The sequence below is a fragment of the Streptomyces sp. NPDC041814 genome, assembly GCF_055590565.1.
Genome location: NZ_JBVJAM010000007.1, coordinates 176905 through 195592, shown reverse-complemented (window position 1 = coordinate 195592; position 18688 = coordinate 176905). Strand labels below are relative to the sequence as shown.

The window sequence follows — 18688 nt, the reverse complement described above, 5'->3', positions numbered from 1 at the left end:
CTTCAGATGCCCCGCACATGCGCCCCGCCGCGCAAGAAGTGACCGCTTAGACGCCTGGCGCCCGACCCCCGGTTGCAACGAACCGAAAGGTCATCGTCGGTCACGGCGACTGCCCAGCTCAAGAGGTTCAGGCCGGCAAGTTGCTCACAGACCGTTCACAGAAAGTACAAAAGGGGTTCGATCCGGACCTCATGATCACGAACGCTCAGGACCGGGGAAACTCGGCGGCCACCGATTCGGCGATCTGCGCGACGTTGAGCGCGGCACCCTTGCGGAGGTTGTCGCCGCAGACGAAGAGCTCCAGCGCCTGTGGATCGTCCAGCGAGCGCCGGACCCGGCCGACCCAGGTGGGGTCCGTGCCGACCACGTCGGACGGGGTGGGGAAGTCGCCGGCTCCAGGGCTGTCGTACAGCACCACCCCGGGAGCGGTCGCCAGGATCTCGTGGGCCCGGTCGACCGCGACCTCGTTCTCGAAGCGGGCGTGCACGGACATCGAGTGCGTGGCGACGACGGGTACGTACACGCAGGTCGCCGACACCTTCAGGTTCGGCAGGCCGAGGATCTTGCGGCACTCCTCGCGGACGGCCAGCTCCTCCGACGACCAGCCGTCACCGGCGTCCGTCCCGGCCCACGGGACGACGTTGAGCGCGACCGGAGCGGCGAACGGGCCGCCGTGCGTATCGCCCACCACACGGCGCACGTCACCCGGTTTCGTACCGAGTTCGGTGCCGGCCACCATCGACAGCTGTTCGCGGAGTGCGGCGACGCCGTCGCGGCCGGCGCCGCTGACCGCCTGGTAGGAGGAGACGACGAGCTCGCGCAGACCGAACTCGGCGTGCAGGGCGCCGATGGCGACGATCAGCGCCAGCGTGGTGCAGTTCGGGTTCGCGACGATGCCACGCGGTCTCATCCGTACGGCATGCGGGTTGATCTCGGGCACGACGAGCGGAACGTCGTCGTCGGCCCGGAAGGCGGCGGAGTCGTCGATGACGACGCAGCCCTTGGACGCGGCGAGCGGGGCCCAGCGCGCGGAGACGTCGGCGGGCACCAGGAACAGCGCCACGTCGATGCCCTCGAAGACGTCCTCGGTGAGTTCGAGGACCTCGCACTCCTCGCCGCGTACGACCAGCTTGCGGCCGGCCGAACGCGGTGAGGCGGCGAGTCTGACCTCGCCCCAGACATCCGCGTGCTGCGAGAGGATCTGGAGCATGACGCCACCGATCGCCCCGGTCGCACCGACGACCGCGAGCGAAGGGCGGCGTACGGTCATCGGCCGGTGCCCCCGTACACGACGGCCTCGTCGGAGTCGCTGTCGAGACCGAAGGCGGTGTGCACGGCGCGCACGGCCTCGTTGACGTCGTCGGCGCGGGTGACCACCGAGATACGGATCTCGGACGTCGAGATCAGCTCGATGTTGACGCCGGCGTCGGACAGCGCCTCGAAGAAGCCCGCGGTGACCCCGGGGTTCGTCTTCATGCCCGCGCCGACCAGGGAGATCTTGGCGATCTGGTCGTCGTAGCGCAGCGAGTCGAAGCCGATCACACCGCGGTTACGCTCCAGGGCGTCGATGGCCTTGCGGCCCTCGGCCTTGGGGAGCGTGAACGAGATGTCCGTCAGACCGGTCGACGCGGCGGAGACGTTCTGCACCACCATGTCGATGTTGACCTCGGCGTTCGCGATCGTACGGAAGATCGCGGCGGCCTCGCCCGGCTTGTCGGGCACGCCGACGACGGTGATCTTGGCCTCGGAGACGTCATGGGCGACTCCGGAGATGATCGCGTGCTCCACCTTCTGGTCCCCTTGCGGCTCGTTGCTGACCCAGGTGCCGCGCAGTCCGGAGAAGGACGAGCGGACGTGGATCGGGATGTTGTATCGGCGTGCGTACTCGACGCAGCGGTGCAGCAGCACCTTGGAGCCGGACGCGGCCAGCTCCAGCATGTCCTCGAAAGAGATCCAGTCGATCTTACGGGCCTTCTTGACGACCCGCGGGTCGGCGGTGAACACGCCGTCCACGTCGGTGTAGATCTCGCAGACCTCGGCGTCCAGCGCGGCCGCGAGCGCGACGGCAGTGGTGTCGGACCCGCCGCGGCCGAGGGTGGTGATGTCCTTCTTGTCCTGGGACACACCCTGGAACCCCGCGACGATCGCGATGTTCCCCTCGTCCAGCGCCGTACGGATACGGCCCGGCGTCACATCGATGATGCGCGCCTTGTTGTGGACCGAGTCGGTGATGACGCCCGCCTGGCTGCCGGTGAACGACTGGGCCTCGTGGCCCAGGTTTTTGATCGCCATGGCCAGCAGCGCCATGGAGATCCGCTCTCCCGCGGTCAGCAGCATGTCGAACTCCCGCCCGGCCGGTATCGGGGATACCTGCTCGGCGAGATCGATCAACTCGTCCGTCGTGTCGCCCATCGCGGACACCACGACAACCACCTGGTTGCCGTTCTTCTTGGCATCGACGATTCGCTTGGCGACGCGCTTGATGCCCTCGGCATCGGCTACGGAGGAGCCTCCGTACTTCTGCACGACAAGGCCCACGTGCGCTCCTCGCTCAGTCCATTACTGCGGTCGGCTCAGTTTAACGAGCAGCCTGGAAACGCCCCGCTGATACCAGATGGTGAGATGTCCCGCTCACCACGTGATCATCGGCGTGTCGCTCCGAGCCGCTCGTACCGCCCTGCTGCCCACCGAACACGTACGCATTCCCCTTTGTGGCCCAGCCCACACGCGGACCGGTCGCACGCGTCCCCTACTTCGCCGGGCGCAGGCCCAACGGGCCCGCGATCTCCTCGAACATGACGCGGCCCGCCTCCTCGGCGAGGCTGTCGTCGCCGGCGTCCTGGTCGGTGTCCAGGCCGTCCAGCTCCTGGAGGGGCTGGTTGAGGCGGATGTGGGCGATCAGGGACTGAAGGGCGCGGAGGGCGGCGGAAGCGGTGGAGCCCCAGTTGGAGAAGTAGGAGAACTGCCACCACCACAGGGCCTCGGTGGTGCGCTCCTCCTCGTAGTGGGCCAGTCCGTGGCGCAGGTCGGTGACGAGGTCGGCCAGGTCGTCGGAGATGCGGGCCGCGACGGGGGCCTTGCGGGGCTCGTACGGGTCGAAGACCTCGGAGTAGACGTCGATCGGCTCCAGGAGGGCCGCGAAGCGCTCGCGCAGGCCGTCCGCGTCCGGTTCGGCGCCGAGGTCGGGCTCGTAGCGCTCGTCGGGGACGATGTCCTCGTACGCGCCGAGCCGGCCGCCGGCCAGCAGGAGCTGGGAGACCTGGAGAAGCAGGACCGGAACAGCCTCTTCCGGCTCCTCGACCTTGGACACCTCGGTGACCGCGACGATGAACGTCTTGATCTGGTCGGCGATCTGGACCGCGAAATCGCCTGGGTCCTGCGTGACGGTGTTCAACGTGGCGTCAGACATCGAGGAGACCTCCCGTGTGACCGGTCGGAGACGGTGAGTAGAAGATAACCGCGCTGCACGTAAAGCTGCCGTGAGATGCGGAAACGCGACCGTCAGACATCGAGCAGCCGCCTCCCCTCGAAGGCGCGGCCGAGCGTGACCTCGTCCGCGTACTCCAGGTCGCCGCCCACCGGAAGGCCGCTGGCGAGCCGCGTGACGCGCAGGCCCATCGGCTTCACCATCCGCGCCAGATACGTCGCGGTGGCCTCGCCCTCCAGGTTGGGGTCGGTCGCCAGGATCAGCTCGGTGATGGAGCCGTCGGCGAGGCGGGCGAGGAGCTCGCGGATGCGCAGGTCGTCAGGCCCGACCCCCTCGATGGGGCTGATGGCGCCGCCCAGCACGTGGTAGCGCCCCCGGAACTCACGGGTCCGCTCGATCGCGACGACGTCCTTGGGCTCCTCGACCACGCAGATGACCGACCGGTCGCGCCGCTGGTCCCGGCAGATCCCGCACTCCTCCTCCTGGGCCACATTGCCGCAGACCGCGCAGAAGCGGACCTTGTCCTTGACCTCCAGGAGGGCGTGGGCCAGGCGCCGCACGTCCGTGGGCTCCGCCTGCAGCACGTGGAAGGCGATCCGCTGCGCGCTCTTGGGACCGACGCCGGGCAGCCTGCCCAGCTCGTCGATGAGGTCCTGAACCACGCCTTCGTACAACGGAACGCCTTCCTGACTGAGTCGGCTGAGTCGTGGTACGTACCGTAGGGGGTACGTACGGTCTTGGGTATGCGGCCGGTCAGAACGGCAGGCCGGGCATCCCGCCGCCCAGGCCCTGGGTCAGCGGTCCCAGCTTCTGCTGCTGGAGCTGCTGGGCGTTCTCATTGGCCGCCTGGACCGCCGCGACGACGAGGTCCGCGAGGGTCTCGGTGTCCTCCGGGTCCACCGCCTTCGGGTCGATCACCAGGGAGCGCAGCTCGCCCGAGCCGTTGACCGTCGCCTTGACCAGGCCACCGCCGGCCTGACCGTCCACCTCGGTCCTGGCAAGCTCTTCCTGGGCCTGGGCGAGCTCCTGCTGCATCTTCTGGGCCTGCTGCAGCAGCTGCTGCATATTGGGCTGACCACCACCGGGAATCACGGTCACTCCAGGCATTTCGACGACAAATGTTTCGGTACGCCGAGCCTACGTTGTCCCCGGGCGGCGCGCCCCACCCGCCGAGGAGCAACTCTTTCGAGTGAGATCGAGGGAACGATGCCGGGACTCCTATACCTGACCAGAGGCCGTGCACACCCGGGAATACCGCGATTTCGACCCCACGGCCCACCATTCGGCGGTAGGAAGGGCATGCGTCCCGGCACGCACGCGCCTACCCCTCGTCACGCATGGTTACGCATGGGGGACTGCCCGTCGCGTCCAGGGACCGGGAGCAGAGCAGAGATCCGCCCCGTCGTCGAGTACGCGGTCGAGAGCACGCGTCGCTATGCAGCATGCAGAGGAGTACCCCGGTGAGTCAGCCGGAGATGCAGCCCGAAGTGCCGCCCCGCAAGTCCGGCACGTCCGGCCCGGCGGGTGCGGCCGCTCCCTCCGGTACGGACTCCGAGGACCGTGCGGGAAGGGCCCGTGACCTGACCGGGGAGCCGTTCCCGCTGGGCGACTGGGGAGAACCGTCCCAGCGGCTGGACGAGCTCTACCGGTGGCTGGAGGCGGACGCGCTGCGCACCGCCGACTGGTATCTGAACGACCGGCTGTGGAAGCGGCGCGGTGCCAGGGCGCTGCGGATGGGCACCGCCGCCGGGGCCGTCGCGGGCGCCGCCCTGCCGCTGCTCGACCTGACGGGCGCGCTGCACGGCGCGGCGGGGTGGGGCTATCTGTCGCTGCTGCTCGGTGCCGCGTGCATGGCGTGCGACCGGTACTTCGGCCTGACCTCGGGCTGGATAAGGAACCTCGCGACCGCGCAGGCCGTGCAGCGCCGGCTCCAGGTGCTCCGGTTCGACTGGGCGTCGGAGTGCGTACGGGAGGTGCTCGGCCCGACCGAGGGCACGGCGAGCGAGGCGACCGAGCGGTGCCTGGGCGTCCTGCGGCGCTTCTCCGAGGACATCACGGAGCTCGTACGGTCGGAGACCGCCGACTGGATGGTGGAGTTCCGGGCCGGTCCCGCGCCGCTGGGGATGCAGGCCCTGGTCTCCGGCGGCTCCGGGAACGGGCGCCCGGAGCCGGGCGCGGCCCCCGGACGCTTCCCGCTCCAGTCGATGCGGCCGAACATGCCCCGGCAGCGCCCGCCGGAGTCCCCGCGCTGACCGTTCACCGGCCGGTACGGGGCTCCGGCGCGGGACGCCGGGGCCGGGTCAGCTGAAGACGATCATCGATCCCTGGGCGAGGCTGCGGGTGGCCGCGGCATGCAGGCCGAGCCAGACGTGGCGCTCCCGGGCGAAGGGATTGTCGTCGTACGGAACGGAGGTCGCCGGTTCCTCCAGGTCGGTGGGGGCGGCGGGCGGCAGGGGGGCGGCCGGCGGATTCGCCGGGTCGATTCCGATGGCCGGGGCGACGAACTCCAGCTCCCGCAGCAGCCCGTGCGCGGAACCGAGCGGGCCGCCCGCTGCCAGCAGGTCGTCGGTGGAGACGGGCGCGGCGAAGTCGAGGGGGACGTACGCCCCCGCGTGGTCGAAATGCCACACCAGGTGCGACTGCCGGGCCGTGGACTCGAACATCTCCAGCAACTGCTCGTAGTCCCCGCCCAGCTCACCGACCGGTGTGACGGCGAGGCCGCTGAGCTGGAGCAGGTAGGCGCGGCGGAGGAAGTGCAGGGCGTCGTAGTCGAAGCCCGCGACCGGGGCGACGTCTCCGGTCAGTCCCGGCATGTAGGCGTAGACGGGGACGGGCGGCAGTCCGGCCTCGCCCAGGGCCTTGTCGTAGAGGGCGATCTCTTCGGCGAAGGGGTTGTCGGGGCTGTGGCACAGCACATCGACGAGGGGGACCAGCCACAGGTCACAGGCCACGAAGTCTCGCTCTCCAACGGGGGCGTGCGGTGGTCGGGACAGCGTAATGCGACCGGCTCCGCGCGCACAGTGGTCGCTCACGACGGGCCCGGGGCGCGGAGGGGCGAACACGGTGCCCGAGCTCAGGCGGGCCCGAGGGCGCGGACGGGCGAACACGGTGCACGAGCTCAGGCGGGCCCCTCGGTCCGCGCCGCGGAGGGCCCCAGCCCGGCCAGGCGGTCGGCCCAGCTCAGCGCATGGGTGTTGTACCCGTCTATCACCGCGCGCAGGGCCTCGCGGTCCCGGTGCGTGATGGCCGCGACCAGTTCGGCGTGGCCGTTCCACAGCCAGTCCCGCAGATCGGCGTCGCCCCGCAGATACGGCACGGCGAACACCCATGCCTGGACGCGCAGCCGGTGCAGGAAGTCGCTGATGTAACCGTTGCCGATGAGCCCGCCGAGCTCGCGCCAGAAGCGCAGGTCGTAGCCGATGAGGATGTCCAGGTCACCGCCGCGCGCCGCGCGGGCGGCCTCCTCGGCCCGGCGGCGGACGGAGACAAGTGCGTCCCGGTAGTCGGCCCGCCGGTCCGGAACCGGCTCGTGGAAGACATCCCGGATGACCCCGTCCATGACGAGGGCGCGGGCCTCCACCATCGCCCGGTAGTCCGCGACCGTGAACTGGTGCACCCGGAATCCGCGGTGCTGGTCGGATTCGAGCAGGCCCTGCGCGGACAGGTCGAACAACGCCTCGCGGACAGGCGTCGCGGACACCCCGTACTGCTCGGCGATCTGCTTGACGGTGAACTCCCGCCCCGGCAGCAGACGCCCGGCGAGCACCTCGTCACGCAGCGCGTCCGTGATCTGCTGACGCAGGGTGCTGCGGGTGACGGCTCCGCTCGGGCACATGGCGCCCCTCCCCCATTCGGTTCCGGGTCACCTTAGACCGGGGTCGCACCGGCCCTGAGCGCCGGAGGGGCCCGGTCGGACGATCCACGCCGCTATTCTCGTCCCCGTCCGGCGTGTTGTCGTACGGGGGAGGCCGCACACCATGGAGAAGCTCGGGTCCACCGATCCACAGCGCATCGGCGCCTACCGCCTGCTGGGACGCCTCGGCGTGGGCGGTATGGGCCAGGTCTATCTGGCCCGGTCCGACCGCGGCCGTACGGTGGCGCTCAAGCTCGTACGCGAGGAGCTGGCCGCCCAGCAGGAATTCCGCGACCGGTTCCGCCAGGAGGTGCGGGCCGCCCGCCGGGTGGGCTCCACGTGGACCGCGCCCGTCCTGGACGCCGACACCGAGGCCGACGTCCCATGGGTCGCCACCGGATATGTGGCCGGCCCCTCCCTGCAGGCCACCGTCTCGGGGAGACCGGGCACCCCGTCCGGCCCGGCCCCCGGCGCCTACGGCCCTTTGCCGGAGCGGTCCGTCCGCGTTCTCGGCTCCGGCCTGGCACACGCTCTGAAGGCCATCCACACGGCCGGCCTGATCCACCGGGACCTGAAGCCCTCCAACATCCTGCTCACGATCGACGGCCCGCGCGTCATCGACTTCGGAATCGCCAGGGCCCTGGACACCGTCACCGACGGCGGCCTCACCCGCACCGGCGCTCTGGTCGGCACGCCCGGCTTCATGTCTCCGGAGCAGGTGCGGGGCGAACGGGTGAGCGCGGCCAGCGACGTGTTCTGCCTGGGGTCGGTGCTGACGTACGCCCTGACCGGCCGGCTCCCCTTCGGGGCCGCGGCCAACGAGATGCACGCCCTGCTGTTCCGCATCGCGCAGGAGGACCCGGATCTGACCGGGGTCACGCCGGGGCTGGACGACCTGATCCGCGGCTGCCTCCACAAGGACCCGCAGGCCCGGCCGTCCACCGACGACATCCTGGCGCTCCTGGCCGACGGCGACAGCAGCCCGGAGCCCTGGCTCCCGGGGGCGCTCCTCGCCCAACTCGGCCGCCACGCCGTGGAACTGCTCGACTCGGAGGACCCCGAGGACGCGGTGCCGTCCGACGCGGTGGCGCCGTCCGATGCCGTGGTGTCGGGAGGCGGCGTGGTGCCGTCCGACGCCGTGGTGCCGGGAGGCGGCGCGGCCGCCGATGCGGGGCCCCATGACGCGGCACCGACGGACGCGGTGCCGGCCCCGGACCGGACCCCGAGCACCTCCCCCGCCCCGGGCGGCGGGAAGCCGCTGGGCTCGGTCCCCCTCACCAAGCCGGGCGCCCCGACCGACGCGGTGAGCGACGCGCCGTCCGACGCTGTCCCTCACGCCCCGTCCGGCCCGGATGCCGAGCCCCCCGCCGAACCGGCGACCGAGGTCCTGGACGCTCCCACCGGTCCGACCGCCCCGCTCCCGTCCCCCGCGCAGCCCGGGCCCGGTCCCGTCCAGGCGCCCCCCATCGCCGCCGCCACGCCGCCGGGCGGGCCGGACCCGGCCACTCCGCCTCCCGGCTACGGCTACCCGCACCAGGCCGCCCAGCCGCAGCAGGTCCAGGGCTACGACCACCCGCAGCAGCCCAACCCCGGCCAGGGATACGGCTATCCACAGCATCCCGGCCAGGGCCATGCCTACGGCTACCCCCAGCAGCCGACCCCGGGCCCCGGCTACCCATACGCCTACCCGCAGCAGCCCGGCCAGGGCGCCACTCCCCCGTACGGCCCCGGGTACCCCTCGGGCACCCAGCATCCGGCCCCCGCTCCCGACCCGGCCCGCAGGAGCAGTGGCTCGACCATCGCGCTGATCCTCGTCGCCGTCCTCGTCGCCATAGGCGCGGGCGGGTCCGTCTACGCCCTCATGAACGACAAGGGCGGGACGCCCACGGCCGAACCCACCCGCTCGGCCGGGCCGTCCCCGTCGCAGGCCATCGACAACTCCCCCACCCCGGACGTCTCCCCGGATCCCTCGCCCGACGACGGGAACAACGGCGAGGAGGGCGGTATCCCCGAGGGTTACCTGGGCTCCTGGTCCGGCAGCATCGACAACGCCACCGGACACTCCACCCGTGAACTCGTCATCCGTCAGGGCGCGGTGGGCGACACGGTCCTCACCCTGACCGCCGAGGGCCCCCTCGCCACCGGCGGTACCTACCGCTGCGTCTTCGAGGCGACGCTGACCGCCGAGGCCGCCGAGGGCGAATCCGTCAGCATCGGCCCCTCCACCGTGACGGAGGGCGAACCGGCGGCCTCCTGCACTCCAGGGGCCCCGACGACGCTCACCCTGCTCCCCGACGGCGGCCTGAGCCGTGAGAACACGTCGAGCGGTGAGAAGCTCACGTACACGAAGTCCGGCTGACCCACCGGGCCGGACGGGGCCGCCCACGCGTGTGCACGGCCGCCCCCTGCCCGGCCGCCCCGCCGTCGGCCTCACTGCACCAGCGGCCGGAGCGACATGAGCAGGTGCTGGTGGACCGTGTCCCCCGCTCCGTCCGCCGCTGCCGCCGCCTCCTCGTGGTCCTGGTGCCCGGTGATCATGGCGCGCTGGCCCTGGCCCATGAGCTGGAACCGGACCACCGGGGTGTCGAACGTGGCCAGCGCGTCCATCAGGTAGGAGGGGTTGAATCCCACGGTGATGTCCTCGGCGCCCAGGAGCCCGGCGGGCAGGCGCTGCGAGGCCACGTCGTCCTCGTACCCGGCCTGGAGCAGGACGGAGTCCCCGGTGAACGCGAACTGGAGCGGGCTGTCGCCGTCGGCCACGACCGCGACCCGCTTCACCGCCTCGACCAGCGGTTCGCGCTCGGTCACCGCCTTGACCGGCCCGCTCAGCACGAACAGCTTGTCGTGGCGCGGGAGGCGGCCGTCGAGCAGCCGGACCGTGGTGCGCATGCCCTCCCGTTCGAAGCCCGCCGAACCGCTGTCGAGGGCGAGGCGGACCGCACCGGGGCGGGAGCCGACCGAGCGGGCGATCTCGCTGAGCCGACGGGCCGAGACGACGACATCGGCCGTGACACCGTGGCCCGTCGGCCGCCAGTCGAGCGTACGGACGGCGAAGCGGTAGCGGTCGGTGGCCGCGAAGGTCAGCCGCACGCCGTCGAGCGCGAGGCGGATTCCGGTGAGCGTGGGAAGGGTGTCGTCCCGGCCGGCTGCCACCGCCACATCGGCGACGGCTGCCGCGAACTCCTGCCCGTCCACCTCACCGAGTATCTCCGGCAGCGGCGGCAGCGCGGGGTAGTCGTCCAGCGGCAGGACGGACAGACCGAATCCGGCGCCGCCGCCCGTCACCGTGAACCGTGAGCCCTCGACCGCGCATGCCACCGGACCTTCGGGCAGCACCTTGCACACGTCGAGCAGGCGGCGGCCCATGACCAGGACCTTCCCCGGGCTTTCGGTCCGCGCCCCGACCTCGATGCGGGCGGACGCCTCGTAGTCCAGGCCGGAGATGCTCAGTCGGTCGTCCGCCGCCTCCAGCAGCAACCCGCCCAGGACGGGAACGGGCGACCTGGTGGGGAGAACTCGGGCGGCCCAGGAGACGGCGTCCGTCAGCTCGCCTCGTTCGATCCGGAACTCCATCGTGATGACCTCTCCTCGTACGCCGACCGCCTGCGGTCCAGACGCTTTCGACGTTAGAGGCGACCACTGACAACGAAGCGGGGGACGCCTCCGGCCACGAGGCCGGAGGCGTCCCCCACACGAGTGAAGTTGTCGGACGAAAGCCCTGGTCAGCAGCTCAAGTTGGAACCGGGTGTGGTGCCGAGGATCTGCACGAACGCCTGGTACCTGTCGATGCGGCTCTGCACCTGGGCGGGGTTGCCGCCGTTGCACTCGATCGAGCCGTTGATGGAGCGGATCGTCTCACCGAAGCCGGCGCCGTTCACCATGGCGTTGTGGGCGGTCATGGTGCCGGGGCCGTTCTGGGTGTTCCAGTACCAGAGGCCCGTCTTCCAGGCCACGGCGGCGTTCTGCTCGACCAGGTAGGGGTTGCCCAGCAGGTCGATGCCGAGCGCGTCGCCCGCTGCCTTGTAGTTGAAGTTCCAGCTGAGCTGGATCGGACCGCGCCCGTAGTACGCGGCCTGTCCCGCCGGGCAGCCGTAGGGCTGGCTGCTGTCGCAGTAGTGCGGGTAGTTGGCGGTGTTCTGCTCGACGATGTACACCAGCCCGCCGGTCTCGTGGCTGACGTTGGCGAGGAAGGCCGCGGCCTCCTGCTTCTTGACGGTGTCGCTGCCGGTGTTGGCGAAGCCCGGGTAGGCGTCCAGCGCGGCGACCAGCCCGCTGTACGTGTAGAAGGAACTGCGGCCGGGGAACATCTGGTTGAACTGCGCCTCGCTGACCACGAACCCGGAGGACGAGCCCGGGTCCGTGCCGCCTCCGCTTCCGCAGGCGCCCTGGTCGGCCCAGACGTCCGAGCTGCCCGGCTTCTCGTTCTGCGTCCACCACTTGGCGGTCCAGTTGTGCCCGTTGTACGAGGCGGTGCCGCCGCCCGTGTAGACGGACGAGGCGTTCCAGGCGGCCGCGCAGTCGGCTGCCGACGCGGTGGTGGCGGGGAGTACGACGAGCCCTGCGACGACCGCGCCCAGCGCGGCGAGCAGGCCCATGATGCGACGGAACATCTGCACACTCCTTCGTCGCGGCGCACCGATCGTCGCGGCGCACCGCTGTGGGGGGTTGCCGCCACTCAAGCGCTGTTGGTCTGGACCTGTCAAGGTCTAGACCAAAAAACGGAACCTCTTGCGCCGCGAGGGCCCCGGGGCCCCCTCACGACGCGAGGAACGCATCGGCCCCGGGGCTTGAGTCCGCGTCAGCAGGTGAGGTGTGAACCCGGGGCGACGCCGATGACGTCGGTGATGTGCTCGTACTTGGCCGCCCGGGCCCGCACCGACTCGGGGTTGCCGCCGTTGCACTCCAGCGAGCCGTTGAGCGAGCGGATCGTCTCACCGAAGCCGGCCCCACCGACCATGGCGTCGTGGGAGGTCATGGTTCCGGGGCCGTTCTGGGTGTTCCAGTACCAGAGCGCGGTCTGCCAGGCGACGGACGGATCACGCTCCACCAGCCACGGGTCGTTGAGCAGATCGAGACCGAGCGCGTCTCCAGCCGCCTTGTAGTTGAAGTTCCAGCTGAACATGATCGGACCGCGGCCGTAGTAGGCGGACTGGCCGGCCGGGCAGCCGAACGGCTGGCTGTAGTCGCACTTGATCCAGTAGTTGGCCTCGTTGATCTCCTTCACGTACCGCAGGCCGACCGACTCGAAGTCGGCATGCGTCAGGAAGGCCGCGGCCTCGCGGCTCCTGGTCTCCTCGGTCCCGGTGTTGGCGAAGCGGGGATACGCGTGCAGCGCGTCGATCAGGCCCTGGTAGGTGTAGAACGGGTCGCGCTCGGGGAAGATCGCGTCGAACTCCGCCTCACTGATGACGAAGTCGGAAACGCCTCCCGTGCAGGGGCCCGCGTCCGCCCAGACGGTGGTGGCGCCCGGGTTCTCGTTCCGCGTCCACCACTTCGCCGTCCAATTGCGGCCGTGGTGCGAGACCGCGCCGCCGGCCGTGTAGGCGGTCGAGGAGTTCCACAGGGGTGCGCACGAAGCGGAGCCCGTGGTGCCCGGGGCGGTCGGTGCGGCAATGGCGGCGCCAGGCAGGAAGGCCGCCGTTGCGACGACCGCGCTCAGTACGGTCAGGATGCTCTTGATGCGGTTCAGCGCTGCTCACTCCTTCTACGAGGACGGGCACGGTGCGCCGCACCCTCGGCGGGCGGGCCGTGCGGGCATCCCTGCACCCAACCGTCGCTGGTCTGGACCTGTCAAGGTCTAGACCAGACGGTCTCGGCGAGCGCACACACGCCGGAGGGCCGGGGCTCATCCGCCGCCCCGGCCCTCCTGTGCTCCCGTACGACTACAGGAACGAGTTGATCTCGATCGTCTCGGTACGGCCGGGGCCGACGCCGATCGCGGAGATCGGGGCGCCGGACATCTCCTCCAGCGCCTTCACGTACGCCTGCGCGTTCTTCGGCAGGTCGGCGAACGTCTTCGCCTTGGTGATGTCCTCGGACCAGCCCGGAAGCATCTCGTAGACCGGCTTCGCGTGGTGGAAGTCGGTCTGGCTGTACGGGAGCTCCTCAACGCGCTTGCCGTCGATCTCGTACGCGACGCACACCGGGATCTGCTCCCAGCCGGTCAGCACGTCCAGCTTGGTGAGGAAGAAGTCGGTGAGACCGTTGACCCGGGTCGCGTACCGCGCGATGACCGCGTCGAACCAGCCGCACCGGCGGTCGCGGCCGGTGGTGACACCGCGCTCGCCGCCGATCCGCCGCAGCGCCTCGCCGTCCTCGTCGTGCAGCTCCGTCGGGAACGGTCCGGCGCCGACACGGGTCGTGTACGCCTTGAGGATGCCGATGACCCGGCTGATCTTGGTCGGACCGACCCCGGCACCGGTGCAGGCACCGCCCGCGGTCGGGTTCGAGGAGGTCACGAACGGGTACGTGCCGTGGTCGACGTCGAGCAGCGTGCCCTGACCGCCCTCGAACAGGACGACCTTGCCCGCGTCGATGGCGTTGTTCAGGACGAGCGTCGTGTCGGCCACGTAGGGCTTGAGCTGCTCCGCGTACTGGAGCATGTCCTCGACAACCTTGCCGGCCTCGATGGCGCGCCGGTTGAAGACCTTGGCCAGGAGCTGGTTCTTCTGCTCCAGGGCCGCCTCGACCTTCTGCTCCAGGATCGACTCGTCGTAGAGGTCCTGGACGCGGATGCCGACCCGGTTGATCTTGTCGGCGTACGTCGGGCCGATGCCGCGACCGGTGGTGCCGATCTTGCGCTTCCCGAGGAACCGTTCCGTCACCTTGTCGACGGTGACGTTGTACGGGGTGATCAAATGAGCGTTGCCGCTGATCAGCAGCTTCGACGTGTCCACGCCGCGGTCGTTCAGCCCACTCAGCTCGGAGAGCAGGACCGCCGGGTCGACAACGACACCATTACCGATGACCGGGGTACATCCCGGTGACAGGATGCCGGAGGGGAGGAGATGCAGTGCGTACTTCTGGTCACCGACGACCACCGTGTGGCCGGCGTTGTTGCCGCCCTGGTAGCGCACCACATAGTCCACGGATCCACCGAGGAGGTCGGTGGCCTTTCCCTTGCCCTCGTCACCCCACTGAGCACCGAGCAGCACAAGTGCGGGCACAGGCGTACACCCCTTCCGGGCGGGGCATGTCCAAGGTCAGGGGGCGTACGAGAACGCCGTACATGCCGTACGTCGTTGTACGGCACAGTCCGAACCGTCGAACCGGGTGCCCCGGAATAGACGAAACCCCTGGCGCAATAGCGCAAGGGGCTCTTGCACCAAGATGCTACCCGAGGAAGGACCGAGGTGTCGGCTGCCCAGCCCCCCGGTAACGGTGCGCCCCACCTGCTGGTGGTGATCGATCCGGTCGCCCGCCGGACGGACGGCGAGTCCGTCCGCATCGCGAAGGACGTGCTGAGCGCCGGCTCGCACGCCAAGATCTGCCTCCCGGACAGCCCCGGGGAATTCGCCCGGGCCCTGTCCCGCCGGGGCGGCCGGCGGCCGGTGGTGATCGGCGACGACCGGGCGCTGCGGCGCGCCGTGTCCCTGCTGCACCGGGAGCGGGAGCCCGCGATGAGCGCGCTGTCGCTCGTCCCCGTCGGCGCCTCGGGCGCTCTGGAACTCGCCCACTCGCTCGGCGTGCCGAACGGCGCGGTGGCTGCGGCGCGCACGGCGCTGGACGGGGCGGTGCGCCGCCTCGACCTGCTCGTCGACGACAGCGACGGCGTGGTCCTGGGCGCGCTGCGCATCCCCGCGCTGAACGGGGCCCCGGGCGCGGGCGCCGACCGCCCGGGCGTGTCCTCCGTCTGGGACGCCTGCCGCTCCCTGGTCCGCACCCTGGTACGGCCCGCGCCTCCGGAACCGGCCGGCATGCCGCCGACGCACCGGCTGCGCGTGGAGGCCGACGGCATCGTGCTGAACGACCTCGACCGCCCGGTCGCCTCCGTGACGGTGACGTCGGGCTGCGGCGACGACGGCCTGGCCGCCGTGACGATCGACGCGCCGGACACCGCCCCGGTGACCGCGGAGGCGAAGGCGGTCACGGTCTCGGGGGCGGACTTCCGCTACCGGGCGGACATACAGGTGGCGGGGCCGGTGCGGACCCGGACGTGGACGGTACGGGCGGGGGCCTGGGGGCTGATGCTCCCGGCGGGGTAGCGGGCGCCGGCGGTCAGGCGCCCGCGCCGGGGCTGCCCACCGGCAGGTCGAGGGTCTTGCGGTGCTCCTTCCAGCGGCCCATCAGCCCCTCCAGCTCCGACTGCAGGAACTCGAAGAACGCCGCCGTCTCGGCGATCCGGGCGCCGGCCGGGGTGTGCTCGCCGAGCGTGCGCGCACCTTCCTTGAGGGTGCGCTCCCAACGGGTGAGGACGTGGTCGCGGCTGGCGAAGGTGGTATACCAGATCTCGTTGTGCAGGCGGTACCGGTCGCGGCGCGATCCCGGTTCGCGCTCGCGGCCGACCATGCTGACCTGCGTGAGGTAGTTGATCGCGCCCGATACGGCGGCGGGGCTGATCTGCAGGGCCAGGGCGAGCTCCGCCGAGGTCATCGAGGCGTCGTCGTCCGCGAGCAGGGCGGCGAAGACGCGCGAGGCCATGCGCTGCATCCCCGCCTCGGTCATCTCGGACGCGAACCGCTCGACAAACCGCGCGACGGCCTCGGCGTCCCGGTCCCCGGGGCCCCGGACCGCGCCCCCGGCCGCGCTCTCCTCCGCGGATTCGCCGCTCATCCCGCTCCTCTTCCTCCGTGCGCCACTGCATGTCACTCCTTCGAGTTTATACGGTTCCTTAACTTCACAATTTTGTGAAAGTAGCGTACGTTCAAAATCATGACGAAGGCAATCACCGTGGCCGGGCTGTGCAAATCGTTCGGCCGGACGCAGGCGCTGGACGGTCTCGACCTGTCCGTCGAGACCGGTGAGGTCCACGGCTTCCTCGGTCCGAACGGGTCGGGGAAGTCCACCACCATCCGGGTCCTCCTGGGGCTGCTCAGAGCCGATTCCGGTGCGGCCCAGCTGCTCGGCGGCGACCCCTGGCACGATGCGGTCGACCTGCACCGACGCGTGGCGTACGTCCCCGGAGACGTGACGCTGTGGCGCAACCTCTCCGGCGGCGAGGTGATCGACCTGTACGGGCGGCTGCGCGGCGGTCTCGACGCGACCCGGCGCGCCGACCTCGTCGACCGCTTCGAGCTCGACCCGACCAAGAAGGGGCGGACGTACTCCAAGGGCAACCGGCAGAAGGTGGCCCTGGTGGCCGCCTTCGCGTCGGACGTCGATCTGCTGATCCTGGACGAACCGACCAGCGGGCTCGATCCTCTGATGGAGGAGGTATTCCAGAGCTGCGTGGCCGAGGAGCGTGAGCGCGGTCGGACGGTACTGCTCTCCAGCCACATCCTGAGCGAGGTCGAATCGCTCTGCGACCGGGTCAGCATCATCCGCCAGGGCAGGACGGTGGAGACCGGCTCGCTGGCGGACATGCGTCATCTGACGCGGATACACGTCAGCGCCGAGCTGATACGCGACCCGGACGGCCTGACACGGCTTCCCGGGGTCCATGACCTCGACATCGAGGGGCGGCGGGTCTCACTCCAGGTGGACACGGACGAGCTGGACGCGGTCCTCAGGTCCCTGTCCGCTTCCGGCGTCCGCTCGCTGACGTGCACCCCGCCCACACTGGAGGAGCTCTTCCTCCGCCACTACACGGCGGACGCCGGGCAGTCTTCGGTGGTGGCGCGATGACCGTCGTGCCCCTCGCCACGAAGGCGGGTGTGCGACGCCGTGCCTCCACCGGCTCGCTCACCGGGACCGGTGCCCTGCTGCGACTCGCCCTGCGACGCGACCGCATCGTCATCCCTGTCTGGGTCCTCGTCCTCGGCGGGTCCTTCTCCTCCGTCGGTACATCCATCTCGTCGCTCTACGAAACGCCGGACCAACGCGCCGAGCTCGCCGCGTCGATGAACGCCAACAGCTCCGTGCGGGCGATGTACGGGCCCGTGTTCGGTGACTCCGTCGGCGGGCTCGTCAGCTGGCGCATGCTCGCCTTCGGCGCGGCGCTGGCAGCGGTGATGAGCCTGGTCGTCGTCGTGCGCCATACCCGGGAGGAAGAGGAGACGGGTCGTCAGGAGATGCTTTCCTCGGCGGTGGTCGGGCGCCGCGCTCCGCTCACCGCCGCACTGCTCGCGGCCCTGCTCGCCAATGCCGGCCTGGCGTTGGTGATCATGGCCGGAATGGCCGGCTCGGGCGAGGGGGGCGTGGGGGCGGTGGCGCTCGCGTCGGCGGTCGCCGGGGTCGGGATGCTGTTCGCCTGCACCGCTGCGATCACCGCGCAGTTCACCGAGAGCGCCCGCCTCGCCAAGGGGGCCACGGCGGCGGTGGTGGGTGCCGCGTTCGTCCTGAAGGCGGCGGGCGACTCGGCCGCGGACGACGGCTCGTCGCTGCTCATCTGGCTCTCCCCGCTCGGCTGGGCGGAGAACGTCCGCCCGTACGCGGACGAGCGCTGGTGGGTGCTCCTCCTGATCGCCGGTGCGGTGGCGGTGCAGTGCGTCGTGGCGTACGTGCTGACCGAACGCCGGGACGTCGGCATGAGCTTCCTGGCGGCGCGTCCGGGACCGGCGCGGGGCCGGATGTCCACCGCCTGGGGCCTCGCGATACGGCTGCAACGGGGGGCGCTTCTGGGGTGGACGGTGTCCTTCGCCGTGGTCGGCTTCGTCTTCGGCGGACTGGTCGGCGGGGCGGCGGACCTGGTCGGGGACAACGAGAAGGCCCGGGAGATCTTCGAGCGGATGGGCGGGCAGTCCGGCCTCACCGACGCGTTCCTCGCCTCGATGGTCTCCGTGCTCGGCACGGTCGCCGCTCTCTACATCGCCGCGTCGGTGCTCCGGCTGCACGGTGAGGAGACCGCCGGACGCGCGGAGACGGTGCTCGCGGGCGGGGTCGGCCGGCTCCGCTGGGCGGGCGGCCATCTGCTCATCGCCTTCGGCGGCGCGGCCCTGATCATGGTGGTCGGCGGTCTCGGCCTGGCGGCGGGATACGGCCACGCACTTCCGGCCGTGCTCGGCGCCTGCCTGGTACAACTGCCCGCCGTCTGGCTGCTCGGCGGGATCACGGCCCTGCTCCACGGGGCGATACCGAAGGCGGCCCCGGCGAGCTGGGGCGTGGTGGGGCTCTGCCTGGCGCTCGGCTGGATCGGGCCCGCCCTGGACCTGCCGCAGCCGGTGCTGGACGCATCGCCGTTCACACACCTGCCGAAGCTGCCGGGAGCGGGGATGGAGTGGGGGCCGGTGACGCTCCTCACCGCGCTGTCGGCGGTTCTGGTGGCCGCGGCCTTGGCGGCGTTGCGCCGCCGGGATCTCGTGACCTGAGGC

17 protein-coding genes are annotated in these 18688 nt (G+C 70.9%); 5 read left to right on the top strand and 12 right to left on the bottom strand.

Going from position 1 to position 18688, the window contains the following annotated elements; genetic code table 11:
* Positions 1-205: 205 nt before the first annotated feature.
* The 5 genes from ACZ6C6_RS19560 to ACZ6C6_RS19540 form a co-directional block, all read right to left on the bottom strand.
* Positions 206-1270, bottom strand: a complete 1065-nt coding sequence (locus ACZ6C6_RS19560) for an aspartate-semialdehyde dehydrogenase (protein ID WP_469204362.1) — start codon at positions 1268-1270, stop codon at positions 206-208.
* Positions 1267-2538 (bottom strand): aspartate kinase, encoded by a 1272-nt coding sequence (locus ACZ6C6_RS19555; protein ID WP_018102119.1) that lies wholly within the window; start codon positions 2536-2538, stop codon positions 1267-1269. The genes ACZ6C6_RS19560 and ACZ6C6_RS19555 overlap by 4 nt, the downstream gene beginning before the upstream one ends.
* Before the next feature lie 211 nt (positions 2539-2749).
* The gene (locus ACZ6C6_RS19550; protein ID WP_469204360.1) at positions 2750-3409 is read right to left on the bottom strand and encodes a DUF5063 domain-containing protein; all 660 of its coding nucleotides are present in this window, start codon (positions 3407-3409) and stop codon (positions 2750-2752) included.
* 92 nt (positions 3410-3501) lie between these two features.
* Complete coding sequence (gene recR, locus ACZ6C6_RS19545; RefSeq protein ID WP_018102117.1) at positions 3502-4101, bottom strand: recombination mediator RecR; 600 nt, start codon at positions 4099-4101, stop codon at positions 3502-3504.
* 79 nt (positions 4102-4180) lie between these two features.
* On the bottom strand, positions 4181-4519 hold the full coding sequence (locus ACZ6C6_RS19540) for a YbaB/EbfC family nucleoid-associated protein (RefSeq protein ID WP_328904383.1): 339 nt from the start codon (positions 4517-4519) through the stop codon (positions 4181-4183).
* Between the two features lie 383 nt (positions 4520-4902).
* Between ACZ6C6_RS19540 and ACZ6C6_RS19535 the strand changes: the two genes are divergently transcribed.
* Positions 4903-5679, top strand: coding sequence for an SLATT domain-containing protein (locus tag ACZ6C6_RS19535; RefSeq protein ID WP_469204694.1), 777 nt, complete (start codon positions 4903-4905; stop codon positions 5677-5679).
* Positions 5680-5727: 48 nt separating this feature from the next.
* Here the strand turns inward: ACZ6C6_RS19535 and ACZ6C6_RS19530 are convergent, their stop codons facing one another.
* Both ACZ6C6_RS19530 and ACZ6C6_RS19525 read right to left on the bottom strand, forming a co-directional pair.
* Positions 5728-6378 carry a hypothetical protein gene (locus tag ACZ6C6_RS19530; RefSeq protein WP_469204358.1) on the bottom strand — a complete coding sequence of 217 codons (651 nt, stop codon included), beginning with the start codon at positions 6376-6378 and terminating at the stop codon, positions 5728-5730.
* A 167-nt stretch (positions 6379-6545) separates the two neighbouring features.
* Positions 6546-7262 (bottom strand): GntR family transcriptional regulator, encoded by a 717-nt coding sequence (locus tag ACZ6C6_RS19525; protein WP_469204356.1) that lies wholly within the window; start codon positions 7260-7262, stop codon positions 6546-6548.
* Positions 7263-7404: 142 nt separating this feature from the next.
* On the opposite strand from ACZ6C6_RS19525, the gene ACZ6C6_RS19520 reads away from it, so the two are divergent.
* Complete coding sequence (locus ACZ6C6_RS19520) at positions 7405-9639, top strand: serine/threonine-protein kinase (protein ID WP_469204354.1); 2235 nt, start codon at positions 7405-7407, stop codon at positions 9637-9639.
* Positions 9640-9710: 71 nt separating this feature from the next.
* Here ACZ6C6_RS19520 and dnaN read toward each other — a convergent pair whose 3' ends face one another.
* The 4 genes from dnaN to ACZ6C6_RS19500 all read right to left on the bottom strand — a co-directional run bounded on the left by dnaN (position 9711) and on the right by ACZ6C6_RS19500 (position 14446).
* Positions 9711-10853: a DNA polymerase III subunit beta gene (gene dnaN, locus ACZ6C6_RS19515; protein WP_469204352.1), complete on the bottom strand. Its 1143-nt coding sequence runs from the start codon at positions 10851-10853 to the stop codon at positions 9711-9713.
* Between the two features lie 149 nt (positions 10854-11002).
* Positions 11003-11890, bottom strand: coding sequence for a glycoside hydrolase family 19 protein (locus ACZ6C6_RS19510; RefSeq protein WP_469204350.1), 888 nt, complete (start codon positions 11888-11890; stop codon positions 11003-11005).
* A 188-nt stretch (positions 11891-12078) separates the two neighbouring features.
* Complete coding sequence (locus ACZ6C6_RS19505) at positions 12079-12969, bottom strand: glycoside hydrolase family 19 protein (RefSeq protein WP_469204693.1); 891 nt, start codon at positions 12967-12969, stop codon at positions 12079-12081.
* 193 nt (positions 12970-13162) lie between these two features.
* Positions 13163-14446, bottom strand: coding sequence for an adenylosuccinate synthase (locus ACZ6C6_RS19500; protein WP_073966464.1), 1284 nt, complete (start codon positions 14444-14446; stop codon positions 13163-13165).
* 186 nt (positions 14447-14632) lie between these two features.
* Between ACZ6C6_RS19500 and ACZ6C6_RS19495 the strand changes: the two genes are divergently transcribed.
* Positions 14633-15484 (top strand): diacylglycerol kinase family protein, encoded by an 852-nt coding sequence (locus tag ACZ6C6_RS19495; protein ID WP_469204348.1) that lies wholly within the window; start codon positions 14633-14635, stop codon positions 15482-15484.
* A gap of 13 nt (positions 15485-15497) precedes the next feature.
* On the opposite strand, the gene ACZ6C6_RS19490 is transcribed toward ACZ6C6_RS19495, so the two are convergent.
* A complete protein-coding gene (locus ACZ6C6_RS19490; protein ID WP_469204346.1) occupies positions 15498-16052 on the bottom strand; it encodes a GbsR/MarR family transcriptional regulator in 555 nt (184 codons plus the stop codon).
* A 99-nt stretch (positions 16053-16151) separates the two neighbouring features.
* On the opposite strand from ACZ6C6_RS19490, the gene ACZ6C6_RS19485 reads away from it, so the two are divergent.
* Positions 16152-17063, top strand: a complete 912-nt coding sequence (locus tag ACZ6C6_RS19485) for an ABC transporter ATP-binding protein (RefSeq protein ID WP_469204344.1) — start codon at positions 16152-16154, stop codon at positions 17061-17063.
* Positions 17060-18685: an ABC transporter permease gene (locus ACZ6C6_RS19480; RefSeq protein ID WP_469204342.1), complete on the top strand. Its 1626-nt coding sequence runs from the start codon at positions 17060-17062 to the stop codon at positions 18683-18685. The genes ACZ6C6_RS19485 and ACZ6C6_RS19480 overlap by 4 nt, the downstream gene beginning before the upstream one ends.
* Positions 18686-18688 lie beyond the last annotated feature (3 nt).